This window comes from Serratia sp. Nf2 (genome assembly GCF_003028435.1).
GTDB lineage: Bacteria > Pseudomonadota > Gammaproteobacteria > Enterobacterales > Enterobacteriaceae > Serratia > Serratia marcescens_L.
On the sequence record NZ_PYTW01000002.1, the window covers coordinates 93574 to 118601 of the forward strand.

A 25028-nucleotide genomic window follows, 5' to 3' on the forward strand; every position below is an offset into this window, starting at 1 on the left:
CGCACGAATTTAAAAGAGCATCATGAGCGAAATTATATACGGCATCCACGCCGTCAAAGCCCTGTTAGAGCGCGACCCGCAACGCTTCCTGGAAGTGTTTATTCTGAAAGGCCGCGAAGATCGCCGTCTGCAACCGCTGATCGCCGAGCTGGAAGCGACCGGCATCGTGATCCAGGTGGCGAACCGCCAGTGGCTGGATGACAAGGTGGAAGGCGCGGTGCACCAGGGGATCGTCGCCCGGGTGCGCGAAGGGCGCCAGTATCAGGAGAACGACCTGCCGGGCCTGCTGGAAAGCGTGGAGACCCCGTTCCTGCTGGTGCTGGACGGCGTGACCGACCCACACAACCTCGGTGCCTGCCTGCGCAGCGCCGACGCTGCCGGCGTACACGCGGTGATCGTGCCGCGCGACCGCTCCGCCCAGCTGAACGCCACCGCCAAGAAAGTGGCCTGCGGCGCCGCCGAAAACGTGCCGTTGATCCGCGTGACCAACCTGGCGCGCACGCTGCGTCTGTTGCAGGAAATGAATGTCTGGGTGGTGGGCACCGCCGGCGAAGCCGACCATACGCTGTATCAAAGCAAAATGACCGGCCCGATGGCGCTGGTGATGGGCGCGGAAGGCGAAGGCATGCGCCGTCTGACCCGTGAACACTGCGACGAGCTGATCAGCATTCCGATGGCCGGGACCGTCTCTTCGCTGAACGTGTCGGTCGCTACCGGCATCTGCCTGTTCGAAGCGGTGCGTCAGCGCGGCTGATTCTCCTGACGGGGGCCTGCGCCCCCGTTAATTCCCCCTCTTGTGATCCCGCCTTCGGCAGAAATCTCTGCGCCGACCATACTTACTCCTGACGCTTTTCTCAGGGAGCACTCTCATGGTCTGGACTACGCACACCGTTTTTAACCAACCCAAGCCGCTGGGCAACAGCAACCTGTTTCTCTCCGATACGCCGCTGCGCGAAGCGTTGCAGCGCGAGCAGGGCGGCTGGGACGCCGAGGTATTGGCCTCGCTGGGCCAGCAGCTCGGCACCCAGGAGTCGCTGGAGCTGGGGCGCCTGGCCAACGCCAACCCGCCGGAGCTGCTGCGCTACGACGCCACAGGCCAGCGGCTGGACGACGTTCGTTTTCACCCCGCCTGGCATATCCTGATGCAGGGGCTGATCGCCAACCGGGTACACAACCTGCCCTGGCAGGAGGATGCGCGTATCGGTTCCTTCGTGGCGCGCGCCGCGCGCTTTATGCTGCATGCGCAGGTCGAGGCCGGCACGCTGTGCCCGGTGACCATGACCTTCGGCGCCACACCGTTGTTGCTGCAGGCGTTGCCGGCTGAGTTTCGCTCCTGGCTGACGCCGCTGCTGTCGGATCGTTATGACGCTCACCTGCTGCCGGGCGGGCAAAAGCGCGGCCTGCTGATCGGCATGGGCATGACGGAGAAACAGGGCGGCTCCGATGTCTTGAGCAATACCACCACCGCCGCGCCGCTCGGCGCGCGCGGGCCGGGTGAGGCCTACCGGCTGGTGGGGCACAAGTGGTTCTTCTCGGTGCCGCAGAGCGATGCGCACCTGGTGCTGGCGCAGGCCGAAGGCGGGTTGTCCTGTTTCTTCCTGCCGCGTATTTTGCCCGACGGCAGCCGCAACGCCATTCGCCTGGAACGGTTGAAAGACAAGCTGGGCAATCGCTCCAATGCCAGCAGCGAAGTGGAGTTTCAGGACGCCACCGCCTGGCTCTTGGGGGATGAGGGCGACGGCGTGCGGCATATCCTGAAAATGGGCGGCCTGACCCGTTTCGACTGCTCGCTCGGCAGCCACGGCCTGATGCGCCGCGGGCTGTCGGTGGCGCTGTATCATGCGCTGCAGCGGCAGGCGTTCGGCAAGCTCTTGATCGAACAACCGCTGATGCGTCAGGTTCTGGCGCGCATGGCGCTGCGGCTGGAAGGGCATACCGCGTTGCTGTTCCGGCTGGCCCGCGCCTGGGAGAGCCGCAGCAATGAAGGCGAGCTGATCTACAGCCGTCTGCTGACCCCGGCGGCCAAATACAGCATCTGCCGTCAGGGCATGCCGTTCATCGCTGAGGCGATGGAGGTGCTGGGCGGTATCGGCTACTGCGAAGAGAGCGAGCTGCCGCGTCTGTATCGCGAGATGCCGGTCAACAGCATCTGGGAAGGTTCCGGCAACATCATGTGCCTGGACGTGTTGCGCAGCCTGCACAAGCTGCCGGGCGCGCTCGAGATGCTGCAGTTCGAGCTGCAGCCGGTGCGCGGCCAGAATCGGTTGTTCGATCACGCCTGGCGGCAGTGGCAGCAGCGCGCCCGGCAACCGCGTGAAGAGATGGGGCGGCTGTTGACCCAGCAGCTGTTCGACCTGTGCTGCGCCGCGCAGCTGCTGCTGCACGCCAGCCCGCAGATAGCCGACGCCTGGTGCCACCTGACGCTGGATCACCGCGGCGAGAGCCTGCTGTCGGCCGAGGTGTGCGAACTGCTGCTCAACCGCGCTATCGGCGGTTAGGGAAAAGGGTGGCGCGCGGCGGCGAAAACCTTTTTAATTCAGCCTCACTCTGACAGGAAAATGCACATGGATATTCTCAGCGCGTTGGCGGCGTTCGCCTCTTATTTCTTCAGCGGTTTCGCCATGATTTTGGTGTTTCTGTTCGTCTATACCCGCATCACCCCGCACGACGAATGGGCGCTGATCAAGGCCGATAATCCATCCGCCGCCTTTGCTTTCATCGGCGCTTGCCTGGGGTATGTGATCCCGTTGGCCAGCGCGGCGATCAACTCGATCAGCCTGCTGGATTACCTGCTGTGGGGCGTAGTGGCGCTGGTGGTGCAATTGCTGCTGTTCGCGGCCGTGAAGATCTACATGCCGCGCATCAGCGAAAAGATCGAAGCGAATCATCTGGCCGCCGGGATTTTCCTGGGGGGCGTCTCCGTCAGCGGCGGCGTGTTGAATGCGGCTTGCATGAGCTACTAAAGGTATAAGATGGCCGAGGCGCGCCAGCCGAGCGGGTGCGCCTGTTCTTCCATCCGCAGGATGCGGTAATAGCTGGCGCCGTGTTGACCGGCGGTGCGGGCGATGGCCTGCTCCGCCTCCTGCGGCGAACCGGGCAGATCGCTGAAGGTGATCTCGGCGATTTCACTGAGCGGCGTCACGCGATCGGCGGGCGCCAGCTCGGCGGACTGTGCGCCGGTGCTGAGCAGCCCTACTGAAAGCAGGAGGGAGGTGAGTGCGGTGGAGCGTTTCATGGCGTTCCCCTTCGTCAGATCCTGAATCGACACCCGCAACATGCGGCATGCTGTCCCTCAGTGTGCAACACCCTTCTTCAGCCAGTGCAAAGCCAGTGTAAATCTGCTTAAAAAATCCCCGCCTTAACGATACAGGATCGCCTGGGAATACCACTGGCCCGGCACGATGGTTTCGCTGTTCATGATGATCACGTAATACCGGGCGCCGGCGGCGGTGGCCTTGCGCTGGATCTCCGCTTCCACGTCCATCGGGCTGCCGCGCACCACGGCGGTGACGCTGCCCATTTTCACCAGCTCGGCGGTCTGTGCGCGCACGATCTCCTGCGCCTGTGCGGTGGGCGGCGGCGGCGGTTTCGGCGTGGTGGTCATGATGCCGCAGGCAGAAAGCTGTGCGGCCAGCGTCAGGGCGATGAGTGTGCGGGCAAGCGTCATGGTGACCTCGAAAGAGCCGGTAGATGGCTTCAGTGTAACGCAATATAAGCTGGAACAGATTGAGCTAACGCTGGCTGGCGCAAGTTTGTCATGATGAAAGCCAACAGGTGAGTGAGGATGAACGGATGATCGAAATTCATGACGAGCGGGCGGGCGATATCGCGGTGATCCATGCGGTGCCGGCGGGGCAGTACCATCGGCCGTTGCCGACGGTGTTCTTCTGTCATGGCTATACCTCGTCAAAAGAGGTGTACGCCTACTTCGCTTATGCGCTGGCGCGCGCCGGTTTTCGGGTGGTGTTGCCGGATGCCGATCGGCACGGCGAGCGCTTCGACGGCGATGAGGCGCGGCGTCTGGCCACGTTTTGGGAGATCCTGCGCAGCAATATCGACGAGCTGCCGCAGATCAAGGCGCATTTTGAGCGGCTCGGCCTGATTGCCGACGGGCGTATCGGCATGGCCGGCGCCTCAATGGGCGGCATGACCGCGCTTGGCGCCTTCGTGCGCTTCCCGTGGGTCCGGGCGGCCGCCAGCCTGATGGGTTCCGGCTATTACCGTTCGCTGGCGCAAACGCTGTTCCCGCCGTTGGGCGAAGAGGGCGAGGCGCTCTCGCCGGCGGCGTTTGCGGCGCGCACCGCCGTGCTGGCGGAGTATGAGCTGGAAGGGCGTTTGGCGGCGATCGCCGGGCGGCCGCTGCTGCTGTGGCACGGCGAGACGGACGACGTGGTGCCGGCGGCGGACAGCCTGCGTTTGGCGGCTGAACTGCGGCAGCAAGGTGCGGACAGCCGTTTGACCTCGCTCGTCGAACCGGGGGTGAAGCACCGCATCACGCCGCTGGCGCTGTCCGCCACGGCCGACTTTTTCCGCCGCGAACTGTGATGCAGCGCCGGGCGCGATGCCTGGAATTGCACCGCTCTGTGCCTGCTGTTTCGGCCATCGTTTGGCCGAATGAAGGGGAGAATGTCAGCGTGAATTCTTTCAGGGCAGCAAGGAGCAGAGGGCATGATAAAAAACATCGGCAGTACGGCCGGTTTAATGGGAACGATGAAAGCGCGCACCGAGCTTAACTCAGCGGCATTCAGCGAGATGTTGGGGAGCGTCGACGGCAAGGCGCGGCAAAACAAGGCGAATCCGCTGTCGCGCATCACCGCGCAGACGGTGCAAAACATGACGGCGCTGTTTGCCTCCGCGCCGAAAGCGGCGCCTATTCACCCCGCGGCAGCCGGTACGCTCTCGTTCGAACAGCGGGCGACCCTGATGGAAAGCGCCGAGCTGCTGCAAACGCGAACGAACTATCTGCGGACGGCGCTGCAATTGCACAATCCGGGCAAGGCGTTCAGCATGCCGACGCTGCTCAAACTCTGATGAGAGAAGCGGAGCGCCCAACGAGCGGCGCTCCGATGCGGGCTGGACGGGCTTTCTGATGAAGCCCTGGGGATTTCCCTGGCGTGGTGCGTTTCTTTAGCGGTACAGCTCGGCGCTGACGTGCATCGTGCTGTTGTCGCCCGGTTCGTGCAGGGCGATGATGCGATAAGAGCTTGCGCCGCGTTGATCGGCGATTTTGCTGACCTGGCTGCTGGCGTCATCCGGCGAAACCACGTTCTGGTTCAGGGTGACAAAACCGACGCTCTGGCGTTGATCGGCCTGGTGCGAGGTAATCTCCGTCGCGGCCATCACGTTGGCGGAGAAAAGGGCGGCCAGCGCCGTCGCGAGAATGATGCGTTTCATAGTGCCTCTCTTACTTTTGCCGTTACGGCCTGACAGCGAGTGTCGCTGCGGCAAAAAGTCATTTATCTGCATTGAATAACCTGGAATCTTTTTCGTCGCGCTGTCTGCGGCGGATAAGGTTAATTTTAGTCCGTTGCGGTGGATTAAAAAGCGGGGGCTTTTGATGGCCTTCTTCAAAAAAAGTGAAATAGATTTGTGACTCAGCGCTGATTTCATTGAAAGATTTTTGAAACCGATGGATCGGCGTACATAGGTTCTCCCACGAGCAAATCGTGCTATTTCCCATAACGCCTCGCATTAACGCGAATAAAACCCACGCAGTCCTTGAGTTTCCCGCCCTGCGTCAGTATGATTACGCGTCATTTTTCAGCCGCACACTAAACACGTTCCTTGCTTCCATGGGCCGCGGTTGACCCTGACAGGAGGCTGAATAATCCGTAAGGAGCAATTCGATGCGTCATTACGAAATCGTTTTTATGGTCCATCCTGACCAAAGCGAACAGGTTCCGGGCATGATCGAGCGTTACAGTGCTACCATCACTAACGCGCAAGGTCAGATTCACCGTCTGGAAGACTGGGGCCGCCGTCAGCTGGCTTATCCGATCAACAAACTGCACAAGGCTCACTACGTTCTGCTGAACGTTGAAGCGCCGCAGGAAGCGATCGATGAGCTGGAAACTAACTTCCGCTTCAACGACGCCGTTATCCGCAGCATGGTTATGCGCGTTAAGCACGCGGTAACTGAAGCATCTCCGATGGTTAAAGCGAAAGACGAACGTCGTGGCGATCGCCGCGAAGACTTCGCTAACGAAACCGCAGATGATGCAGATGCTGGGGATTCTGAAGAGTAATTGCCGCCGTGACGGCTAATCGTCTGGTTTTGTCGGGCACTGTGTGCAAGGCGCCGGTTCGAAAAGTGAGTCCTTCCGGGATACCGCACTGCCAATTTGTGCTAGAGCACCGTTCGCAGCAGACGGAAGCCGGATTCAGCAGACAAGCATGGTGCCGAATGCCCGTGGTTGTCAGCGGACAACAGTCACAAGCACTAACTCAAAGATTAACGGTCGGCAGTCAGATTACCGTGCAAGGCTTTGTAAGCTGCCATCAAGGGCGCAACGGGCTGAGCAAATTGGTTCTGCATGCCGAGCAGATTGAATTGATAGATTCTGGAGACTAGCCAAATGGCACGTTATTTCCGTCGTCGCAAGTTCTGCCGTTTCACCGCGGAAGGCGTTCAAGAGATTGACTATAAAGACATCGCTACGCTGAAAAACTACATCACCGAAAGTGGTAAAATTGTACCGAGCCGTATCACCGGTACTCGTGCAAAATATCAGCGCCAGCTGGCCCGTGCTATCAAGCGCGCGCGCTACCTGTCTTTGTTGCCGTACACTGATCGTCATCAGTAATCGGCCACTGTCCATTAACGACTTTGAGAGGATAAGGTAATGCAAGTTATTCTGCTTGATAAAGTAGCAAACCTGGGCAGCCTGGGTGATCAAGTTAACGTTAAAGCGGGCTACGCTCGTAACTTCCTGGTACCACAGGGCAAAGCTGTTCCTGCTACCAAGAAAAACGTTGAGTTCTTCGAAGCACGCCGTGCTGAACTGGAAGCCAAACTGGCTGACGTTCTGGCTGCTGCTGAAGCTCGCGCAACCAAGATCAACGAACTGGGTTCAGTCACCATCGCTTCCAAATCTGGCGACGAAGGTAAACTGTTCGGCTCTATCGGCACCCGCGACATCGCTGACGCAGTGACTGCGGCAGGCGTTGAAGTTGCCAAGAGCGAAGTTCGTCTGCCGAACGGCGTTCTGCGTACCACTGGCGAGCACGAAGTGCACTTCCAGGTACACAGCGACGTGTTCGCACAGCTGAATGTAGTTGTGGTTGCAGAAGCGTAATTTACGCTGCTGTTAACCCGGTTAAAACGCCAGCCTCGTGCTGGCGTTTTGCTTTTCTGCGCCCGGCAAAACGCGCTACGCTTGAAGACGGGATAAAAAGGAGAGCGTGCGATGGCAAAGATTACGCTACAGCGGGTTTACGATTTCAGCGCGCCGGCGCCGGAACACTGTTATCTGATAGACAGGCTATGGCCGCGCGGCATCAGCAAGGCGCGGCTGACGGGCGTGCAGTGGCTGAAACAGGTGGCGCCGGATGATGAGCTGCGCAAGTGGTTCCATCAGCATACCGACCAGTGGGCGGTCTTCGAGGCGCGTTACCGCCAACAGCTGGCGGCCAACGACGCCTGGCAGCCGCTGGTGGTGCTGTTACGGCAGGGGCAAGCGCTGACGCTGCTGTATGGCAGCAAAGATACCGAGCACAACCAGGGCGTGGTGCTGCGCGAGTTTTTGCTGGCGCAGCTGTAGGGATTAGCGTTCCCGGCGGTAGCTGCCGTCGGCCTGGCGGCGGAACAGCGCCTGGCTGTTGTCCACCGTGGTGACCGACAGCGCGTTAATCACGCCGTTGGCATCGCGTTCGATGCGCACTTCCTGGCCGGCTTTCATGTTGCTCAGCGGCTTGTCGCCGCCTTCCACCTGCGCCATGGCGAACACTTCATTTACCGGCAGATTGTTGTCGCGAAAAAGCTGGGCCAGGGTCTGGCCGGGCTGGATCTGATAACGCTGCCAGTTGCCCGCCGGTGTCGGTTCGTTGGCTGAAGTGGCGCCGCCGCCGTTTTGCAGATCGGCCTGCAGCGGCACGCTGGTTTCCTGCTGGGAAACAGGGAACGGCTGTCTTTCGGGCGAGTAGGGCCACAGCAGGGCCAACAGCAGGATGATGCCGAAGATCAGCACCCAGCGACGGTGGAAGTAGGGCAGCGGCTCCATCCAATGGAAACCGTCCGGCAGATGCCAGACTTTGGCCAGCAGCGCTTTGACCTGCTGCATTTTATCGTTGGCCGGCGGTGGCTCCGATGGCGGTTCCGCGCCTTCAGACGTGGGTGCTGCGCCCGATTTCAGGCGCTGGCTGACGTTCAGCCAGGTGCGCAGCAGCGGCTGGTAGATGCGGGTGGTTTTCCTTCTCCTGGGCGCGATTCTGCCCATGGTGACCTCTCTTCGACGGCGTAATAATGAGCGCGGCGCGGCAAGCGCGTCGCCTGCCCGATATCCTGCTTTCAGTATAGTCCGCTAACTGATTGAAGTGAAAGGCGGCTGAGCGGCAGGGCCGGGGTTTGCGGCTGCGGGCGTTAACAGAAGGTTATTGTTTCTTTTTCTACGACAAAAGTCATCATTCTCCACACAAGATTTTACCCGGCATTGACGCGCTGTTATGCTGCGCTTTCGACTTTTTACAGACTTAAGGAAAACCCCATGACAACCCCTTCTTTTGACAGCGTTGAAGCGCAAGCAAGTTACGGGATTGGTTTACAGGTCGGCCAGCAGCTGCAAGAGTCCGGGCTGGAAGGTTTGCAACCGGAAGCTTTGCTGGCGGGCCTGCGTGACGCGCTGGAAGGGAATGCCCCGGCGGTTCCGGTAGACGTGGTGCACCGTGCGCTGCGTGAAATCCACGAGCGTGCGGACGCGGTGCGCCGTGAGCGCCAGCAGGCGATGGCCGTTGAAGGCCAGAAATTCCTGGATGACAACGCCAAGCGCGACGACGTGACGTTGACCGAGTCCGGCCTGCAGTTCTCCGTGCTGGAGCAGGGCAACGGCCCAATCCCGTCCCGTCAGGATCGCGTGCGTGTGCACTACACCGGTCGTCTGATCAACGGTGATGTGTTCGACAGCTCGGTCGAGCGCGGTCAGCCGGCAGAATTCCCGGTCAGCGGCGTGATCCCAGGCTGGATCGAAGCGCTGACCCTGATGCCGGTCGGCTCCAAATGGCAGCTGTATATCCCGCACAACTTGGCCTACGGCGAGCGTGGCGCAGGCGCGTCCATCCCGCCGTTCAGCGCGCTGGTGTTCGACGTCGAACTGCTGGAAATTCTGTAATCCCACCGAGGATTGCTCCGGGCGCCTTCGTGGCGCCCTTATTTTATGCGCCGCGCAGCGCGCGCGGGAACAGCAGATTGTTTTCCAGGCTGATGTGCTCCATCAGATCGCCGATGAACTCGTCGATGCCGTTGTACAGTGCCCGCCAGGTGGTGCAGGCGCCCTCCGGTGGCGTGACGTTATCGGTGAGGAACTTCACCACCTCCAGCTGTTCACCCGCCTCGTCATGTTCATGCTCCATCACCGAGATCGGTCCGGCGGCCTGCGGTCCCATGCCCTGTTTGATCAGCGGGAACAGGATCTGCTCCTCTTTCATCATGTGATTCTCCAGATCCAGACGGATCAGGTTCAGCTGCTTCGCCAGTCCGCGCGGGCAGGTGGGTTTGTCACCGTGCACACGTTCGACTTTTTCCGCCATCAGCACCAGTTCGGCCAATTGCTCGCGGTGCCGCTGATGAAAGCGCGGCAGAATGTAATCGATCACCTCACCGAGCGGCGCCGTGCGCCAGTCCCGGCTTTGCTCCGGCGTGGCGGCGAGAGCGGCCAGCGCGTTCTCCAACTGGTCGATGTCCAGCCCTTTGCGCTCGGCGGCGCGTGCCAGCGATTGCCGGCCGCCGCAGCAGAAATCCAGCTGATGCTGGCGAAACAGACGGGATGCCCGGGGAATGGCGATAGCGAGCGCGCCAAGGGATTGGTTGCGGTAATCCATGGTAGTGCCTCTTTAAACGAAGGAATTTTATAACATGCATTTTAAATGCAATTTAAAGGGCGCGCCAGTGGGAAAATAGCGAAGATGGCCGGGGAATTGCCCCGGCCGGGTGATTATTTCGCGCTTAAATCGATGCGATAGACCGCGAAACCGATGCGGTCATTGCCCTCGGCGGTCATCGAATATTGAGCGTGCTCCTTGATAAACGCCGTCGCTTTGTCCGACGGCGAGGTCTCGAAGCGGATATCCAGCGGCTGCTTGCTGCTGAAGGTCGCCAAACGCCAGTTGTTGTCCGCCTGCGGGTGTACCGCGCCGTGCCGTTGGGTTTCGGCGCTGATGTAGGCCGCCAGTACCGAACGGTTCTCATCCGGCGAAGCGAAGGCGATGTGTTTGTCGCCGGTGCCGGCAAACTTGCCGCCGTAGGCGCGGTAGTTATTGGTGGCAACCAGGAAGGTGGCGTTCGGATCGATTGGCTTGCCATTGAAGGTCAGCTGCTTGATGCGCTCCGCCTTATCGTTGATCAACTGGCATTCGCCGTCGTAGCGCGCCGGCTGGCTGACGTCGATCTGGTAGTTGACGCCGTCGATCACGTCGAAGTTATAGGTACGGAAGCGGTCCCAGTTGATCAAACCCTGCGGCTTGGCGCTGTTGACGTCGATCTGGTTGAACTGGCCGGCGGAGCACTCCAGCCACTCTTTCACCTCTTTGCCGCTGGCCTTCACCACTACCAGGGTATTGGGGTAGAGATAGAGATCGGCGGCGTTGCGGAAGGTGAGCTGGCCCTTTTCCACTTCGACGAAGCTGGCCGGATCGTTCTTGCGGCCGCCGACCTTGAACGGCGCCGCCGCCGACAGCACCGGCAGATCGGCCAGATCCGGATCGCCCTGAATGTAATGTTCAACGTAGGCCTTCTGCGCATTATTGACGATCTGCACCGTCGGATCGTCCTGCACCAGCGCCAGGTAGCTGTACATGTTGCCGTCTGATTTGCCGATCGGCTGGCTGACGAACTCGCGCGTGCCCTTGTGATCGTCCGCCAACACTTTCACCAGCGCGGCGTCTTCCACCGCCAGCGATTTCTTGTTCTCTTTGTCGTAGATCGGCCGTGCTTCCGCTTTGGCGGCGGTCACTTTCCAGCTACCGCTATCGTTGTTGAGCTGCAGGTCGACCACGCCGAGATGATCGCCCCATTGGCCCGGCATTACCGCTGGTACGCCGTTCAGCAGGCCTTTATCGATATCCGCGCCTTTGATATTGGCGAAGTCCTTGCTCGGGAACACCGCATGAGCGTGACCGAACATGATGGCGTCGATGCCCGGTACCTGGCTGAGGTAGTAGACCGAGTTTTCCGCCATTGCCTTGTAAGGCTCGCTGGACAGGCCTGAATGCGGGATCGCCACCACCAGATCGGCGCCCTGTTTACGCATTTCCGGCACGTAGCGTTTGGCGGTGGCGGTGATGTCGTCCACCGTCACCTTGCCCTGCAGGTTGGCCTTGTCCCACACCAGGATCTGCGGCGGCACGAAGCCGATGTAGCCGATGCGCAGCGTATGCGCCTTGCCGTCGCGGTCTTTCACCGGCGTATCGACGATGATGTACGGCGTGAACAGCGGTTTTTGCGTTTTGGCGTCGACGACGTTGGCGTTGATGTACGGGAATTTGGCGCCGGTGATGGCGTTCTTCAGGTAGTCCAACCCGTAGTTGAACTCATGGTTGCCGATGTTGCCGACCACGTAGTTCAGCGTGTTCATCGCCTTATAGACCGGGTGCACGTCGCCCGGTTTCAGCCCCTTGGCCGCCATGTAGTCGCCGAGCGGGCTGCCCTGAATGATGTCGCCATTGTCCACCAATACCGCGTTGGTAACCTGTTGGCGCGCCTGCTGGATCAGGCTGGCGGTGCGTACCAGACCAAACTTATCGGTCGGTGTGTCCTTGTAGTAATCGAAGTCCATCATGTTGCTGTGCAGGTCGGTAGTTTCCAGCACGCGCAGGTCGACGGTGGCCGCCTGCGCCGAGGCGCATACCAGTAGCGCAAGCGCGGACAGCGTCAGGGGATGCTTCATCATTTTGGGCTCTCTCCATTCCATTATTCGAGTGTTATCGCAGAGGGAAATGTAATTAACACTGCTTGCCACAGCAAACTGTGAAGTGTGGCAGAAAACGGTAGCAGGTAACGCGGGGAAGTTCACAGTTGTGCCCAACAAGATCTGAGGAATTCCTGGGGGTTAGCCGGTTGAGATGGATATTCGGCGTAAAAAAAACTAGTCTGCTAGCAGAGACAGAGGGAAATTTCCCACGGAGATGCAGAGTTGAGGTGCATGATGTTAGAGCGAATTTGCCAACTGTCCCGCGAGGCGGGGGCGGCGATCATGGCGGTGTACGACGGTGAACAACCGCTTGATGTCGCACAGAAAAAAGATGACTCACCGGTGACGGCGGCCGATCTGGCGGCGCATCACATCATCAAGCGCGGCCTGGCGGCGCTGACGCCGGAGGTGCCGCTGTTGTCTGAAGAAGATCCGCCGGCGTGGGAAGAGCGCCGCAACTGGACGCGTTACTGGCTGGTCGATCCGCTGGACGGCACCAAAGAGTTTTTGCACCGCAACGGTGAGTTCACGGTCAATATCGCCCTGATTGAAGAGGGGCAGGCGGTGATGGGGGTGGTGTATGCCCCGGCGATCGACGTGTTGTATCTGGCAGAGCGCGGCAAGGCCTGGAAAGAAGAGAAGGGCGTGCGGCAGGCGATCGGCGTCAGCAACGCGCATCCGCCGCTGGTGGTGGTGAGCCGCTCGCATATCGACGACGAGCTGAAAGATTATTTACAGCAACTGGGCGAGCACCAGACCGTGTCCGTCGGCTCCTCGCTGAAGTTCTGCCTGGTGGCGGAAGGCAAGGCGCAGCTTTATCCGCGCTTCGGGCCGACCAACATTTGGGATACCGCCGCAGGGCATGCGGTGGCGGTGGCCGCCGGGGCGCAAATTCACGATTGGCAGGGCAAGCCGTTGCTCTATACCCCGCGTGAATCCTTCCTCAACCCCGGCTTCCGGGTGTCGCTGTTCTGAGTTAGTTCGCCAACAGCTGGTGCAGCTTGGACATCACCTGCTGCACCTCTTCCGGCGTCAGCGCGCCGTCTTTGGCAAACTGAATGCGCCCTTGCTTATCCAGCACCACGATGGCGGAGCCTTTCGGCTGCAGATCCCAGGCCTTGCGCACGTTACCGTCGCTGTCGACGATAAACTGCGACCACGGGAACTCCTTCTTGCTGTCTTCAATGCTGCTGCGCACGAACATCGCGGTGCCCATCAGGGCATCGTCGGTGTTGACGATTGTCGTCGTTTGGTAACGATCGTGTGGTAGCTTCGCCTTCTTGATCGCTTCAATCAGTGGGTCGTTCATGTCTTTGGCGGAGCTGCGGCCGGCAATATGTTGTATCACTCGCACTTTTCCACTGAGCTGCGCGCTGTTCCAGTTCTGGTAGCTAAAATTACCGTCAGCGTAATTGAGCTCTCCTTTGTCGCTGACGCCAACCGGCGCCACGCGCTGCTGGAGCTGGAAGTTGTGCGCGGAAGCGAAAAGCGGGGCGAGCAGCAGGGATACCATCAGCATGCGACTTGTTTTCATGCTTTCTCCTTGTAATGGGGGGAATTTGTGCGACAGCACTTCGACAGCCTAAAGCATAGGATGTGATAAGAGGTCTGTCCTGTTAACCGGATCGCAGATTTTCCCTTGGTTCGCTAATCATCAGATTTTGAAGGGATATCCTGAAAACGTTATAAATTATCATATACAATTCTGTCAAAAAGTGTAAATCCAGCGTAGATATCCGGGCAGAAGTGAACGTTCTGGTCTTTACTGGGTCTACTACATGCAATCAAGTTGCGTTCTGAATTTCGAGGCTGCCACTTTTGGCGGCTCGCTGAGCGCATGGATCAACGGGAGGAGCGTAAAAGAATGAGAATCTTCCAGCGTTATAACCCTTTGAAAGTGGCAAAGTACGTTAAGACCCTGTTTCGCGGAAGGCTGTATATCAAGGACGTAGGCGCATTTGAATTCGACGAGGGGAAAATCCTGCCGCCGAAGATTCGTGACAAGCGCCATTTCAGCGTGATGTCTGAAGTGAACCGTCAGGTGCTGCTGTTGCAGACCGAGATGGGGTAACACCTCGCTGACAGCGGTAAAAAAAATGCGGCCCCGATGGGGCCGCTGATGTTTTTGCCGGCTGCCGTCAAGCCGCCGGGGTGTCTTCCGGCGCTTTCGGCAGCACCGCCGCCGGTTTGTCGCTCAGGCGGGTGACCAGCAGTTGGTCTATCTTGTAGCTGTCGATATCCACCACTTCGAACTTGTAGCCGGCGTATTTGACGAAGTCGGTGCGTTTCGGGATCTTGCGCAGCATATACATCATAAAGCCGCCGATGGTCTCGTAGTTGCCCGCCTGCGGGAACTCGTCGATATCCAGCACGCGCATCACGTCGTCGATCGGCGTGCCGCCTTCAATCAGCCATGAGCTTTCGTCGCGCGCCACGATCTGCTCTTCCTGGCCCTGGCCGACCAAATCCCCCATCAGCGTGGTCATCACGTCGTTAAGGGTGATGATGCCCACCACCAACGCATATTCATTGAGGATCACCGCGAAGTCTTCGCCGGCGGTCTTGAAGCTTTCCAGCGCTTCGGACAGCGTCAGCGTATCCGGCACGATCAGCGCCGAGCGGATCTGCACGCCGCTGCTCAGCACCAGACTCTGGTTGCCCAGCACGCGGTTCAGCAGGTCTTTGGAATCGACGTAACCGACCACCTGATCGATATGGCCGTCGCACACCAGGAACTTGGAGTGCGGATGGGTCGAGACCTTCTCCTTGATGCTTTCTTCGCTTTCGCGCAAATCGAAGTACACCACGCTTTCGCGCGAGGTCATCGAAGACGGCACGGTGCGCGATTCCAGTTCGAACACGTTTTCAATCAGCTCGTGCTCCTGCTTGCGCAGCACGCCCGCCAGGGCGCCGGCTTCCACCACCGCGTAGATGTCGTCGGAGGTGATGTCGTCTTTACGCACCATCGGCAGCTTGAACATGCGGAAGATCAGGTTGGCCATGCCGTTGAAGAACCACACCAGCGGGCGGAAGATCATGATGGAGAAACGCATCGGGTTGATGATCCGGACGGCGACCGTCTCTGGTGCAATCATACCGATGCGCTTCGGGGTCAAATCGGCGAACAGGATAAACAGGCTGGTCACCAGCACGAAGGAGCAGATGAAGCTGACCTGTTCCGCCAGTTCGGGCGACAGGAAACGATCGAACAACACCTTGAAAGTGGGAGAAAAAGCCGCGTCGCCGACGATACCGCCGAGGATGGCCACGGCGTTCAGGCCGATCTGCACCACGGTGAAGAAGATACCTGGGGTTTCTTGCAGTTTAAGCACTCTGGCGGCGTTGATGTTGCCTTCGTCCGCCATCAGCTTCAGTTTGATCTTGCGCGAGGCGGCCAGAGAGATTTCCGACAGTGAGAAAAACGCACTCACCGCGATCAGAAAAAGAATCAGTAAAATACTGTTTAACATAATCTATCCATACGTGCCGACGGGATGCCGGCGCTCTTGAGGAAGGGTAGTACATAGTAAAAAAAGCAGCGATAACAACCAGAAGGGAAGCTATCGGGCCGCAGAAGCGGCCCGCATAGTATAGCAGTTGCCCCACAGGGGCCGCCAGCGGTTAAAAAAGTGCCGCCGGCCGGCATCGGATCAGCCCTGCGGCGGCAGGCAAACGCCGATGCCGCCCAGCCCGCAGTAGCCTTCCGGATTCTTGAACAGGTACTGCTGATGATCGTCCTCCGCGTAATAGAACGGCAGCGCCGGTGCGATCTCGGTGGTGATGACGCGCTTGTCGCCCGCCGCGTCCATCGCCTGCTGAAAGCGCTGCAGGCTGCTCTCCGCCTCGGCCTGCTGCTCCGGGCTCAGCGTATAAATCGCCGAGCGGTACTGGGTGCCGACGTCGCCGCCCTGGCGCATGCCCTGCGCCGGATCGTGATTTTCCCAGAACACCTGCAGCAGCTGTTTGTAGCTGACGACCTGCGGATCGAACACCACGCGCACCACTTCGGCATGGCCGGTCTGGCCGCTGCACACTTCGCGGTAGGTCGGGTTCGGCGTATAGCCGCCGCTGTAGCCGGCGGCGGTGCTGTAGACGCCCGGCTGCTGCCAGAACAGGCGCTCGACGCCCCAGAAACAGCCCATGGCGAAGATCGCCACCTCCATGCCTGCCGGCACCTGGGTCATCGAGTGTTCGGTGACCACGTTGAGCGTTGCGACAGGCATTGGCGTGGTGCGGCCTGGCAGCGCGCTTGCCTTATCGACGGTTTGTGATTTATCAAAAAATGGCACCACGGTTGACTCCTGTTGTCACAGTAAGAATTGACCCTACATGGCGGCGGTTCGGTTGTATCTCACCGCGTCTTTGCCCACAATAAGTGGCAAGTTGGATTTTGTATAAGCTTAACGCAGTATTTTGAGCGCCAAAAGTGAAGAATTCGCCTGTTGCGCGGCGGTGGCAAAGCGCGGCGGGCGGCGTCCGGAACAAGGCTGAAGAGGGCTGCCGTCATGATAGCGCGGAGTCTGCCCTGGCCCCGGAGCGAACACCATAACAGGAAAGTAAAATCAATAAGGAGAACACGTGCCAAAGTACCCGGTCATGTGCTTGATAGCTGTGTTGCTTGCGGCACCTGCAGCCTACGCGGCGAACGTGCGGTTGCAGGTGGAAGGGTTAAGCGGAGAGTTGGAAAAAAACGTTCGGGTGCGCCTGTCGTCGATCACGCCTGAAGAGGTCGGCACCGACGGTCGCTTCCGCGCACGGGTGGATGAGGCGGTGCGCCAGGGGCTGCGCGCGCTCGGTTATTACCAGCCGACCATCGAATTTACGCTGGACGATCGGCCGGGGATGTCGCGCCCGGTGCTGCATGCCAAGGTCAATCCGGGCGAACCGGTGCGTATCGCCGGCGCCAACATCGTGCTGGAAGGCGGCGCGAAGACCGATGAGGACTACCTGGCGCTGGTAAAGAAGGACCGGCCGACCATCGGCGAGATCCTTAACCACGGCAAGTATGACAGTTTCAAAGGCTCGCTCACCGGCCTGGCGCTGCGCAAAGGCTATTTCGATGCCGACATGACCAAAAGCCAGCTCGGCGTGGCCGAAGATTTGCACAAGGCATTTTGGGATATCGATTTCAACAGCGGCGAACGTTACCGCTTCGGCAAGGTGAAATTCACCGGTTCGCAAATCCGCGAAGACTATCTGCAAAATCTGGTGCCCTTTCATCAGGGGGATTACTACAGTTCGGAGGATTTGGCCGAGCTGAACCGCCGTTTGTCCGCCACCAACTGGTTCAACTCGGTGGTGGTGTCCCCTGATTTCAACGATGCCAAAGAGAACAAGATTTTGCCGTTGGACGCGCTGGTGACGCCGCGCACGCGCAACACCGTCGAAACCGGTATCGGTTACTCCACCGACGTCGGCCCGCGGGTGAAAGGCACCTGGAAAAAGCCCTGGCTCAACGATCGCGGGCATAGCCTGGAAACCAGCGCCAGCGTGTCGGCGCCGGAGCAGCAGCTGGATCTGACTTACAAGATCCCGCTGCTGAAGAACCCGCTGGAGCAGTATTACCTGCTGCAGGGCGGCCTCAAGAACGTCAATCTTAACGACACTAAATCCGTCACCTCCAAAGTTGTGGCCTCGCGCAACTGGGATCTTTCCAGCGGCTGGCAGCGGGCGATCAACCTGACCTGGCGCTGGGATAACTTTACCCAGGGTAACGTCAGCAACACCACCATGCTGCTGTACCCCGGCGTCAGCTTCAACCGCACCCGCTCGCGCGGCGGCCTGATGCCGACCTGGGGCGACAGCCAGCGCTACTCTATCGACGTGTCCGACACCACCTGGGGTTCCGGCGTGGACTTCGCGCTGATGCAGGCGCAAAACGTCTGGATCCGTACCCTGGCCGACAAGCACCGTTTCGTGGCGCGCGGGCAGGTGGGCTGGATCGAAACCAACGACTTCGACAAGGTGCCGCCGGATCTGCGCTTCTTCGCCGGCGGTGACCGCAGCATTCGCGGCTACAAGTACAAAGACATTTCGCCGCGCGATGACGACGGCAAGCTGACCGGCGCCTCCAAGATGCTGACCGGATCGCTGGAGTACCAATACAACGTGACCGGCAAGTGGTGGGGGGCGATGTTCGTCGACTCCGGTGAAGCGGTGAACGATATCAAGAAGAGCAACTTCAAGACCGGCGCCGGCGTAGGCGTGCGCTGGCAGTCGCCGGTGGGGCCGGTGAAGCTGGATATCGCCGCGCCCGTGGGGGACAAGGACACCCACGGGATGCAGTTCTACATCGGTTTGGGGCCTGAACTATGAGCCTGGTTAAAAAGATTTGTCTCGGATTTCTGGTCGTTCTGCTGTTGCTGATCGGCGGTCTGGCCTTCCTGGTGGGTACCACCACCGGTTTGCATATGGTCATCAACGGCGCGGCGCGCTGGGTGCCGGGGCTGGAGATCGCCGGCGTCAGCGGCGGCTGGCGCGATTTGACGCTTAAGGGCGTGAAGTATCAGATGCCGGGCGTGACGGTCAACGCCGGGCAGTTCCATCTGTCCCTTGACCTGTCCTGCTTTAAGCGCAGCTCGCTGTGCGTCAACGCCTTGACCGCCCAGGATGTGGACGTGGCGGTGAACACCAAAGAGATGGCGCCCTCCGCGCCGGTGGAGGAGAGCAGTGAGCCGACCACCAATCTCAGCACCCCTTATCCGATCACCCTGCGCCTGTTGGCGCTGAACAACGTCAAGGTCACCGTCGACGACACCGCCATCTCGCTGGCAGAGTTCCGCACCGGCGCGCAGTGGCAAGAGCGCGCGCTGACGCTGATGCCGACCAAGATCGGCTCGCTGCTGATCGCATTGCCGAAAACGCCGCAAAACCCGTTGCCGGAAGCGATGCAGCCGGCGGCCGAGGTGGCGAAAAAGGTCGGCGAACAGGTTACCGACGCGGCGAAGCCGGCACCGCAGCCGGAAGAGAAGCCGCTGGGCGAAACGCTGAAGGAGCTGTTTGCCAAACCGCTGTTACCGGATCTGCCGGACATTCGGCTGCCGCTGGATATCACCGTGAAAGAGATCCGCGGCGAGCAGCTGCGCTTGACCGGCGATACCGACGTGCTGATCACGAGCCTGTTGTTGCAGGCCAGCACGCAGGATCAACATATCCAGCTGGACAACTTCGACGTGAAGTCGCCGCAGGGCACGCTGTCGGTGCAGGGGCAGGCGACCCTGACCGGCGGCTGGCCGGTGGCCCTGACCGCCAATAGCGCGCTGAACATTGAGCCGCTGAAGGGCGAGAAGGTGAAGCTGAACATCGGCGGCGGGCTGCGCGACGAGCTGAAGGTCGCGCTGAACCTGTCCGGCCCGGTCGGCGCCCAGCTTGATGTGCAAACCCGGCTGGCCGAAGCCGGCCTGCCGCTGGCGCTGACGCTGCAGAGCAAACAGCTGAAATGGCCGCTGAGCGGTGAGGCGCAGTACCAGGTCAACGATTTCCGCCTGCGCTTTAACGGCAAGGCGACCGACTATGCGCTGTCGACGCGTGCCAATCTGAAAGGCCAGGATCTGCCGCCGGCGGTGCTGACGCTGGATGGCAAAGGCAACGTCGAGCAGTTCAAGCTGGAGCGACTGCGGCTGGCGGCGCTGCAGGGCAATACCGATCTCACCGCGCTGGTGGACTGGAGCAAAGCCATCAGCTGGACCTCGCAATTGACGCTGAGCGGCATCAATACCGCCAAGCAGTGGCCGGAATGGCCGGCGAAACTCGACGGCAAGATCACCACGCGCGGCAGTTTGCACGGCGGCAGCTGGCAGCTGCAGGTGCCGGTGCTGCAGCTGGACGGCAACGTGAAGCAGAACAAGGTCACGGCGCGCGGTACGCTGAGCGGTAACGCCGCCGGGCAGTGGAAAATCCCCGGCATCGATCTGGCGCTGGGGCGTAACCAACTGAACGTCAAAGGGCAATTGGACGAGAAGAGCTGGAACCTGGACGCCAACATCGACGCGCCGCGTCTGGACGGCGCGCTGCCGGGCCTGGGCGGCACCGCCAAAGGGCTGCTGAAGCTGCGCGGCAATCTGCAGGCGCCGCAACTGCTGGCGGATTTGACCGCTTCCGGCTTGCAGTGGCAGGCGCTGCGCATTAACCGCGTGAAAATAGACGGCGACGTGCGCTCCACGGATCAGATCCAGGGGCAGTTGGCGGTACGCGTCGAACAGCTGAAGCAGGACGCGCTGGAGGTCAGCTTGCTGACCCTCGACGCCAAAGGCAGCGAGAAGCAGCACCAGCTGCAGCTGAAGATTGACGGCAAGCCGGTCTCCGGCCAGTTAGCGTTGCAGGGCAGTTTCGATCGTCAGCAGCAGCGTTGGCGCGGCAATCTGAACAACACCCGCTTCGATACGCCGGTCGGGGAATGGCGCCTGACGCGCGCCATCGCGCTGGACTACCTGAACACCGAGCAGAAAATCAGCGTCGGGCCGCACTGTTGGCAGAACCCGAACGCCGAGCTGTGTGTGCCTAAGACCATTGAAGCCGGCCAGAGCGGCCAGGCCAGCGTGGTGCTCAACCGGTTCGACCTGGCGATGATCAAGCCGTTCCTCGGCCCGGAAACCGCTCTGAGCGGCGTGTTCACCGGCCGGGCCGACGTCAGCTGGAAGCCGGGCGGCGCGCTGCCGGAGGCGAAAGTCACGCTGGCCGGCAACGGCGTCAAGGTGGTGCAGCAGGTGCAGGGCAACGCGCTGCCGATCGCCTTCGATACGCTGACCCTCAACGCCGGCCTGAACAACGGCCGCGCGCAGGCCGACTGGCGGATCAAGCTGACCAACAACGGCCAGTTCGACGGCAATATCCAGGTGGCGGATCCGCAGGTGCGGCGCACCATTAGCGGCAACGTCAATATCACCAATATCTCGCTGGCGCTGATCAACCCGGCGCTGATGAAGGGCGAAAGCGCGGCGGGCATGCTGAATGCCAACCTGCGCCTGGGCGGCAGCGCGCAGAAGCCGCTGGTGTTCGGGCGCCTGGCGTTGGATCGGGCGAAGGTGCAGGGGCACTGGATGCCGTTCGACATGACCGACGCGCGGCTGGCGGTAAATTTCAACGGCATGACCTCGACGCTGGAAGGGTTGCTCAGCACCACGCGCGGCCAGCTGAATTTGGCGGGCGACGCCGACTGGCGTGACATCAACGCCTGGCGTGCGCGGATTGCCGCCAAAGGCGACAAGCTGCGGGTGACGGTGCCGCCGATGATCCGCATCGATGTGTCGCCGGATCTGGTGTTTGAAGCCACGCCGCAGCTGTTCTCGCTCAACGGCAAGGTCGACATTCCCTGGGCGCGCATCACGGTGCAGGAGCTGCCGGAAAGCGCGGTGGGCGTTTCTTCCGATGAGGTGATGCTGGACGACCAACTCAAGCCGATTCAACCGAAGACCGCCTCGATCCCGATCAACAGCAACCTGATGATCCACGTCGGTAACGACGTGCGGCTGGATGCCTTCGGCTTGAAAGCCCGGCTGAAGGGCGATTTGAAAGTGGTGCAGGACAAGAAAGGGTTGGGCCTCAATGGCCAGATTGACATCCCTTCCGGTCGCTTCCATGCTTATGGTCAGGATTTGATCGTGCGTAAAGGGCAACTGATGTTCTCCGGCCCGCCGGATCAGCCGCTGCTCAATATCGAAGCGATCCGCAACCCGGAATCTACCGAGGATGATGTGACCGCCGGCGTGCGCGTGACCGGCCTGGCGGATGCACCGAAGCTGGAAGTGTTCTCCGATCCGGCCAAATCGCAGCAGGAAGCCTTGTCTTATCTGCTGCGCGGTCAGGGCTTGAGCAGCTCCGGCGCCGACGGCAACGCCATGACGTCGATGTTAATCGGCATGGGGGTTGCACAAAGTGGTCAACTTGTGGGTAAAATCGGCGAGGCATTCGGCGTGAGTAATTTGGCTCTGGACACCCAAGGGGTTGGCGACAATTCCCAGGTTGTCGTGAGCGGCTATGTCCTCCCAGGCTTACAAGTAAAATATGGGGTGGGCATTTTCGACTCGCTGGCCACGCTGACGTTGCGTTATCGCCTGATGCCTAAGTTGTATCTTGAAGCGGTGTCTGGTCTCGACCAGGCATTAGATTTGCTCTATCAGTTTGAGTTTTAGCGATGCGAATAATTGTCTACGGCAGTTTACGGCGCAAACAGGGAAACAGCCATTGGATGACCAACGCCCAATGGCTCGGCGAGCACGAGCTCGAAGGCTACCAGATTTATAATCTGGGCCATTACCCGGCGGCGATCCCTGGAGAGGGCACGATACATTGCGAGGTGTATCGTATTAACTCATCGATTCTGGCAGAGCTGGACGAACTGAAAAGCAACACCAAGGACTATAAGCGCGAGCTGATTCAGACGCCTTATGGGAGTGCGTGGATCTACCTGTATAAACACAGCGTGGATGGTTACCCGCGAATTACCAGCGGTGACTGGCTGAAACGCCTCGAAGAACAGTAAGAAAAAAAAACACCGCTCAATGAGCGGTGTTTTTTCATCGGACGGCGGCGAAATTACTTCTTGGCGGCGCGTTCGAAGGAGGCGATGATTTCCGCTTTAGCCGCGGCAGCGTCTGCCCAGCCTTCCACTTTCACCCATTTGCCTTTTTCCAGATCTTTGTAGTGCTCGAAGAAGTGAGCGATCTGGGCTTTCAGCAGTTCCGGCAGGTCGTTCACGTCTTTCACGTGATCGTACTCTTTGGTCAGCTTGCTGTGCGGTACCGCAACCAGCTTGGCGTCTTCACCGGCTTCGTCGGTCATTTTCAGCACGCCAACCGGACGGCAGCGGATCACGGAGCCCGGCTGCAGCGGGTATGGGGTTGGAACCAGCACGTCAACCGGGTCGCCGTCCAGAGACAGGGTGTGGTTGATGTAGCCGTAGTTGCACGGGTAGAACATCGCGGTGGACATGAAACGGTCAACGAACAGCGCGCCGGTTTCTTTGTCGATTTCGTATTTGATTGGATCGGCGTTGGCCGGGATTTCGATTACTACGTAGATGTCTTCCGGCAGGTCTTTGCCAGCAGGGACCAGATTCAAGCTCATGTCGGTTTCCTTTAATCATCAAACCAGAAATGGAGTGGCGGCTATTATAGCGGACTCTTTTGCGATTTCCTGCCCTTTTCATCGTTGAAAACCCAGCGTGCCGGCGCACGGAGAATTTCCAGATTAATCCCGCCGCGGCATGAAGTTTTGCCTCCGCCTGCCGATAACTTCAACAAACAATAATGAGCCAGCAAAGCTGGCTCCGCGTTTTGCCACCCCTACTACGTCTGATCTCACTATTCTGAAGCCGGGAAGAACTCATGCTAAAAAAGATTACGGTGAAGGCTGGGCTGATCGCCCTGCTGAGCCTGATGACCATGCTGCTGATCATGGTCAGCGTTATTGGCGTCAACGCGATTAACGAAGGATCGCGCTCGATCCATACCTTGAACCAGATCCTCGGCGAAGAGCTGGGCTCGCTGGCCAACAGCTCCAATCTGACGCTGCGCGCCCGAACCGCCGCCTCGCTGGCGGTGCGCCAACGGGAGATAGGCCAGACCGATGTGTCCGATGCCACCGTGGGCCGCATCTACGGTTACCTCGAACAGTCGAACAAGGAAATGGCGCGCTTTGTCGGCGTCGGCACCGTGACCGATCGCGGCCGCGAACTCTCCAATCGTCTGCAAAACAGCTATCACGCCTATCTGGAGCAGGGCGTGAAGCCGATGGCCGCCGCCATCAAAGCCGGCAAGATTGATGAGTATTATCACATTCAGGAGACGCGCATCTCCGCGTTGAGCATCGCGTTTGAAAAGGATCTCAGCGATTTCCGCAGCTTTGCCATGAAGCTCGGCGCGCAGCAGGTGTATGACGCGGAAAGCAACGCCAACACCAAGATCTCGTTGATCGTGGTGGCGGGCCTGCTCAGCGTGCTGCTGGCGGTGCTGGCCTGGTTCGCGCTGCGGGTGATCATTCTGCGTCCGCTGGACGAATCCATCGCGCAGCTGGAACACATCGCCGGCGGCGATCTGACCCATGAGATCCGCGGCGAGGGCGATACCGAGATGGGCCGCCTGGTGCGAGCGATGCAGCGCATGCAGCAGGCGCTGGCCAGTTCGGTCAGCAAAGTGCGCGACGCCAGCAGCCAGATCGACACCGGTTCACGCGAACTGGCGGCCGGCAACCTGCATCTGGCGCAGCGCACCGAAGAATCGGCCGCTTCGCTGGAAGAAACCGCCGCCAGCATGGAACAGCTGACTTCGACGGTGAAAATGAACGCCGAGAACTGCGAGCAGGCCAATCAGCTGGCGCTGAGCGTGTCTGATATCGCCAACCAGGGCAGCGACGTGGTCAGCCAGGTGATGAGCAAGATGCAGGCGATCACCGACAGTTCGCGCCGCATCGCCGACATCATCAGCGTGATGGACGGCATCGCCTTCCAAACCAATATCCTGGCGCTGAACGCGGCGGTAGAAGCGGCGCGGGCCGGCGAACAGGGCCGCGGTTTCGCGGTGGTGGCTGGCGAAGTGCGCAGCCTGGCGCAGCGCAGCGCCCAGTCGGCGAAAGAGATCAAAGGGTTGATCGAAGCGTCGCAAAACCGGGTGCAGGAAGGCGAGCAGATGGTGGAATCGGCGGCGCAGACCATGAGCGGCATTACCGGCGAAGTAGGCCGGGTGACGGCGTTGATGCGTGAGATCTCGGCAGCGACGCGCGAACAAAGCAGCGGTATCGAACAGGTGAACCTGGCGGTGGCGCAGATGGATCAGGTGGCGCAGCAGAATGCGGCGCTGGTGGAAGAGTCGGCGGCGGCGACGCGCTCGCTGGAAGATCAGGCTCAGCTGCTGGCGCAGAGCATGGCGGCGTTCAAGCTGTAAGGCGATAAGGGTTCGGCGCGGCGCCGAACCC

27 protein-coding genes are annotated in these 25028 nt (G+C 60.1%); 17 read left to right on the forward strand and 10 right to left on the reverse strand.

What is annotated here, in order from left to right:
- Positions 1-22 precede the first annotated feature (22 nt).
- The 3 genes from rlmB (at position 23) to C9411_RS05455 (ending at position 2963) form a co-directional block, all read left to right on the forward strand.
- The gene (gene rlmB, locus C9411_RS05445; RefSeq protein ID WP_063991626.1) at positions 23-754 is read left to right on the forward strand and encodes a 23S rRNA (guanosine(2251)-2'-O)-methyltransferase RlmB; all 732 of its coding nucleotides are present in this window, start codon (positions 23-25) and stop codon (positions 752-754) included.
- Positions 755-869: 115 nt separating this feature from the next.
- Positions 870-2498 carry an isovaleryl-CoA dehydrogenase gene (locus C9411_RS05450; protein WP_063991625.1) on the forward strand — a complete coding sequence of 543 codons (1629 nt, stop codon included), beginning with the start codon at positions 870-872 and terminating at the stop codon, positions 2496-2498.
- Positions 2499-2564: 66 nt separating this feature from the next.
- Positions 2565-2963, forward strand: a complete 399-nt coding sequence (locus C9411_RS05455) for a DUF350 domain-containing protein (RefSeq protein WP_063991624.1) — start codon at positions 2565-2567, stop codon at positions 2961-2963.
- Here the strand turns inward: C9411_RS05455 and C9411_RS05460 are convergent.
- Complete coding sequence (locus C9411_RS05460; protein ID WP_063991661.1) at positions 2960-3235, reverse strand: DUF1471 domain-containing protein; 276 nt, start codon at positions 3233-3235, stop codon at positions 2960-2962. The two genes, C9411_RS05455 and C9411_RS05460, sit on opposite strands and share 4 nt — an antisense overlap.
- A 123-nt stretch (positions 3236-3358) precedes the next feature.
- Complete coding sequence (gene bsmA / locus C9411_RS05465) at positions 3359-3667, reverse strand: biofilm peroxide resistance protein BsmA (protein WP_063991623.1); 309 nt, start codon at positions 3665-3667, stop codon at positions 3359-3361.
- A 125-nt stretch (positions 3668-3792) separates the two neighbouring features.
- On the opposite strand from bsmA, the gene yjfP reads away from it, so the two are divergent.
- Positions 3793-4545 carry an esterase gene (gene yjfP, locus C9411_RS05470; protein ID WP_063991622.1) on the forward strand — a complete coding sequence of 251 codons (753 nt, stop codon included), beginning with the start codon at positions 3793-3795 and terminating at the stop codon, positions 4543-4545.
- Between the two features lie 123 nt (positions 4546-4668).
- Positions 4669-5031, forward strand: coding sequence for a hypothetical protein (locus C9411_RS05475; RefSeq protein ID WP_063991621.1), 363 nt, complete (start codon positions 4669-4671; stop codon positions 5029-5031).
- Between the two features lie 96 nt (positions 5032-5127).
- Here the strand turns inward: C9411_RS05475 and C9411_RS05480 are convergent, their stop codons facing one another.
- Positions 5128-5394: a DUF1471 domain-containing protein gene (locus C9411_RS05480; RefSeq protein ID WP_004933636.1), complete on the reverse strand. Its 267-nt coding sequence runs from the start codon at positions 5392-5394 to the stop codon at positions 5128-5130.
- Between the two features lie 452 nt (positions 5395-5846).
- Here C9411_RS05480 and rpsF point away from each other — a divergent pair, with 452 nt between their 5' ends.
- From rpsF to C9411_RS05505, 5 genes are all read left to right on the forward strand, one after another.
- On the forward strand, positions 5847-6245 hold the full coding sequence (gene rpsF / locus C9411_RS05485; RefSeq protein ID WP_004933634.1) for a 30S ribosomal protein S6: 399 nt from the start codon (positions 5847-5849) through the stop codon (positions 6243-6245).
- Positions 6246-6253: 8 nt separating this feature from the next.
- A complete protein-coding gene (gene priB, locus C9411_RS05490) occupies positions 6254-6571 on the forward strand; it encodes a primosomal replication protein N (protein WP_004933632.1) in 318 nt (105 codons plus the stop codon).
- Positions 6572-6575: 4 nt separating this feature from the next.
- Positions 6576-6803: a 30S ribosomal protein S18 gene (gene rpsR, locus C9411_RS05495; protein ID WP_000135199.1), complete on the forward strand. Its 228-nt coding sequence runs from the start codon at positions 6576-6578 to the stop codon at positions 6801-6803.
- A gap of 39 nt (positions 6804-6842) precedes the next feature.
- Complete coding sequence (gene rplI / locus C9411_RS05500; protein ID WP_004933629.1) at positions 6843-7295, forward strand: 50S ribosomal protein L9; 453 nt, start codon at positions 6843-6845, stop codon at positions 7293-7295.
- Between the two features lie 111 nt (positions 7296-7406).
- The gene (locus C9411_RS05505; protein ID WP_063991620.1) at positions 7407-7760 is read left to right on the forward strand and encodes a DUF488 domain-containing protein; all 354 of its coding nucleotides are present in this window, start codon (positions 7407-7409) and stop codon (positions 7758-7760) included.
- A gap of 3 nt (positions 7761-7763) precedes the next feature.
- Here the strand turns inward: C9411_RS05505 and C9411_RS05510 are convergent, their stop codons facing one another.
- On the reverse strand, positions 7764-8435 hold the full coding sequence (locus tag C9411_RS05510; protein ID WP_107226631.1) for an OapA family protein: 672 nt from the start codon (positions 8433-8435) through the stop codon (positions 7764-7766).
- A 267-nt stretch (positions 8436-8702) separates the two neighbouring features.
- On the opposite strand from C9411_RS05510, the gene fklB reads away from it, so the two are divergent.
- On the forward strand, positions 8703-9323 hold the full coding sequence (fklB, locus tag C9411_RS05515) for an FKBP-type peptidyl-prolyl cis-trans isomerase (RefSeq protein WP_004933618.1): 621 nt from the start codon (positions 8703-8705) through the stop codon (positions 9321-9323).
- A 43-nt stretch (positions 9324-9366) separates the two neighbouring features.
- Here fklB and ytfE read toward each other — a convergent pair whose 3' ends face one another.
- Both ytfE and C9411_RS05525 read right to left on the reverse strand, forming a co-directional pair.
- Positions 9367-10032, reverse strand: coding sequence for an iron-sulfur cluster repair protein YtfE (gene ytfE / locus C9411_RS05520; protein ID WP_107226632.1), 666 nt, complete (start codon positions 10030-10032; stop codon positions 9367-9369).
- Between the two features lie 113 nt (positions 10033-10145).
- On the reverse strand, positions 10146-12098 hold the full coding sequence (locus C9411_RS05525) for a bifunctional 2',3'-cyclic-nucleotide 2'-phosphodiesterase/3'-nucleotidase (protein ID WP_107226633.1): 1953 nt from the start codon (positions 12096-12098) through the stop codon (positions 10146-10148).
- Positions 12099-12353: 255 nt separating this feature from the next.
- Here C9411_RS05525 and cysQ point away from each other — a divergent pair, with 255 nt between their 5' ends.
- The gene (gene cysQ / locus C9411_RS05530) at positions 12354-13094 is read left to right on the forward strand and encodes a 3'(2'),5'-bisphosphate nucleotidase CysQ (protein ID WP_063991660.1); all 741 of its coding nucleotides are present in this window, start codon (positions 12354-12356) and stop codon (positions 13092-13094) included.
- Position 13095: 1 nt separating this feature from the next.
- On the opposite strand, the gene C9411_RS05535 is transcribed toward cysQ, so the two are convergent.
- On the reverse strand, positions 13096-13653 hold the full coding sequence (locus C9411_RS05535) for a YtfJ family protein (protein WP_025159587.1): 558 nt from the start codon (positions 13651-13653) through the stop codon (positions 13096-13098).
- 330 nt (positions 13654-13983) lie between these two features.
- Between C9411_RS05535 and C9411_RS05540 the strand changes: the two genes are divergently transcribed.
- Positions 13984-14190: a DUF1107 domain-containing protein gene (locus C9411_RS05540; protein ID WP_004933604.1), complete on the forward strand. Its 207-nt coding sequence runs from the start codon at positions 13984-13986 to the stop codon at positions 14188-14190.
- Positions 14191-14257: 67 nt separating this feature from the next.
- On the opposite strand, the gene C9411_RS05545 is transcribed toward C9411_RS05540, so the two are convergent.
- Positions 14258-15589 (reverse strand): hemolysin family protein, encoded by a 1332-nt coding sequence (locus tag C9411_RS05545; RefSeq protein WP_049270169.1) that lies wholly within the window; start codon positions 15587-15589, stop codon positions 14258-14260.
- Positions 15590-15769: 180 nt separating this feature from the next.
- Positions 15770-16411, reverse strand: a complete 642-nt coding sequence (gene msrA / locus C9411_RS05550; RefSeq protein WP_043139288.1) for a peptide-methionine (S)-S-oxide reductase MsrA — start codon at positions 16409-16411, stop codon at positions 15770-15772.
- A 304-nt stretch (positions 16412-16715) separates the two neighbouring features.
- Here msrA and C9411_RS05555 point away from each other — a divergent pair, with 304 nt between their 5' ends.
- Genes C9411_RS05555 through C9411_RS05565 form a run of 3 tightly spaced genes read left to right on the forward strand, consistent with a single transcriptional unit; the run spans position 16716 to position 22599 of the window.
- Complete coding sequence (locus tag C9411_RS05555; RefSeq protein ID WP_208523685.1) at positions 16716-18434, forward strand: autotransporter assembly complex family protein; 1719 nt, start codon at positions 16716-16718, stop codon at positions 18432-18434.
- Entirely contained in the window at positions 18431-22249 is a 3819-nt protein-coding gene (locus tag C9411_RS05560) for a translocation/assembly module TamB domain-containing protein (protein ID WP_063991615.1), read from the forward strand. Before C9411_RS05555 ends, C9411_RS05560 begins: the two co-directional genes overlap by 4 nt.
- A gap of 2 nt (positions 22250-22251) precedes the next feature.
- On the forward strand, positions 22252-22599 hold the full coding sequence (locus C9411_RS05565; protein WP_025159589.1) for a gamma-glutamylcyclotransferase: 348 nt from the start codon (positions 22252-22254) through the stop codon (positions 22597-22599).
- 53 nt (positions 22600-22652) lie between these two features.
- Here the strand turns inward: C9411_RS05565 and ppa are convergent, their stop codons facing one another.
- Positions 22653-23183 carry an inorganic diphosphatase gene (ppa, locus tag C9411_RS05570; protein WP_004933594.1) on the reverse strand — a complete coding sequence of 177 codons (531 nt, stop codon included), beginning with the start codon at positions 23181-23183 and terminating at the stop codon, positions 22653-22655.
- A gap of 260 nt (positions 23184-23443) precedes the next feature.
- On the opposite strand from ppa, the gene C9411_RS05575 reads away from it, so the two are divergent.
- Positions 23444-24997, forward strand: a complete 1554-nt coding sequence (locus C9411_RS05575) for a methyl-accepting chemotaxis protein (protein ID WP_063991614.1) — start codon at positions 23444-23446, stop codon at positions 24995-24997.
- Positions 24998-25028: the final 31 nt, after the last annotated feature.

What these genes read in the sequence shown, in the direction of transcription:
- rlmB (WP_063991626.1), top strand. Translation starts at nt 23, where the DNA reads ATGAGCGAAATTATATACGGCATCCACGCCGTCAAAGCCCTGTTAGAG.
- C9411_RS05450 (WP_063991625.1), top strand. Translation starts at nt 870, where the DNA reads ATGGTCTGGACTACGCACACCGTTTTTAACCAACCCAAGCCGCTGGGC.
- C9411_RS05455 (WP_063991624.1), top strand. Translation starts at nt 2,565, where the DNA reads ATGGATATTCTCAGCGCGTTGGCGGCGTTCGCCTCTTATTTCTTCAGC.
- C9411_RS05460 (WP_063991661.1), bottom strand. Translation starts at nt 3,235, where the DNA reads ATGAAACGCTCCACCGCACTCACCTCCCTCCTGCTTTCAGTAGGGCTG.
- bsmA (WP_063991623.1), bottom strand. Translation starts at nt 3,667, where the DNA reads ATGACGCTTGCCCGCACACTCATCGCCCTGACGCTGGCCGCACAGCTT.
- yjfP (WP_063991622.1), top strand. Translation starts at nt 3,793, where the DNA reads ATGATCGAAATTCATGACGAGCGGGCGGGCGATATCGCGGTGATCCAT.
- C9411_RS05475 (WP_063991621.1), top strand. Translation starts at nt 4,669, where the DNA reads ATGATAAAAAACATCGGCAGTACGGCCGGTTTAATGGGAACGATGAAA.
- C9411_RS05480 (WP_004933636.1), bottom strand. Translation starts at nt 5,394, where the DNA reads ATGAAACGCATCATTCTCGCGACGGCGCTGGCCGCCCTTTTCTCCGCC.
- rpsF (WP_004933634.1), top strand. Translation starts at nt 5,847, where the DNA reads ATGCGTCATTACGAAATCGTTTTTATGGTCCATCCTGACCAAAGCGAA.
- rpsR (WP_000135199.1), top strand. Translation starts at nt 6,576, where the DNA reads ATGGCACGTTATTTCCGTCGTCGCAAGTTCTGCCGTTTCACCGCGGAA.
- rplI (WP_004933629.1), top strand. Translation starts at nt 6,843, where the DNA reads ATGCAAGTTATTCTGCTTGATAAAGTAGCAAACCTGGGCAGCCTGGGT.
- C9411_RS05505 (WP_063991620.1), top strand. Translation starts at nt 7,407, where the DNA reads ATGGCAAAGATTACGCTACAGCGGGTTTACGATTTCAGCGCGCCGGCG.
- C9411_RS05510 (WP_107226631.1), bottom strand. Translation starts at nt 8,435, where the DNA reads ATGGGCAGAATCGCGCCCAGGAGAAGGAAAACCACCCGCATCTACCAG.
- fklB (WP_004933618.1), top strand. Translation starts at nt 8,703, where the DNA reads ATGACAACCCCTTCTTTTGACAGCGTTGAAGCGCAAGCAAGTTACGGG.
- ytfE (WP_107226632.1), bottom strand. Translation starts at nt 10,032, where the DNA reads ATGGATTACCGCAACCAATCCCTTGGCGCGCTCGCTATCGCCATTCCC.
- C9411_RS05525 (WP_107226633.1), bottom strand. Translation starts at nt 12,098, where the DNA reads ATGATGAAGCATCCCCTGACGCTGTCCGCGCTTGCGCTACTGGTATGC.
- cysQ (WP_063991660.1), top strand. Translation starts at nt 12,354, where the DNA reads ATGTTAGAGCGAATTTGCCAACTGTCCCGCGAGGCGGGGGCGGCGATC.
- C9411_RS05535 (WP_025159587.1), bottom strand. Translation starts at nt 13,653, where the DNA reads ATGAAAACAAGTCGCATGCTGATGGTATCCCTGCTGCTCGCCCCGCTT.
- C9411_RS05540 (WP_004933604.1), top strand. Translation starts at nt 13,984, where the DNA reads ATGAGAATCTTCCAGCGTTATAACCCTTTGAAAGTGGCAAAGTACGTT.
- C9411_RS05545 (WP_049270169.1), bottom strand. Translation starts at nt 15,589, where the DNA reads ATGTTAAACAGTATTTTACTGATTCTTTTTCTGATCGCGGTGAGTGCG.
- C9411_RS05555 (WP_208523685.1), top strand. Translation starts at nt 16,716, where the DNA reads ATGTGCTTGATAGCTGTGTTGCTTGCGGCACCTGCAGCCTACGCGGCG.
- C9411_RS05560 (WP_063991615.1), top strand. Translation starts at nt 18,431, where the DNA reads ATGAGCCTGGTTAAAAAGATTTGTCTCGGATTTCTGGTCGTTCTGCTG.
- C9411_RS05565 (WP_025159589.1), top strand. Translation starts at nt 22,252, where the DNA reads ATGCGAATAATTGTCTACGGCAGTTTACGGCGCAAACAGGGAAACAGC.
- ppa (WP_004933594.1), bottom strand. Translation starts at nt 23,183, where the DNA reads ATGAGCTTGAATCTGGTCCCTGCTGGCAAAGACCTGCCGGAAGACATC.
- C9411_RS05575 (WP_063991614.1), top strand. Translation starts at nt 23,444, where the DNA reads ATGCTAAAAAAGATTACGGTGAAGGCTGGGCTGATCGCCCTGCTGAGC.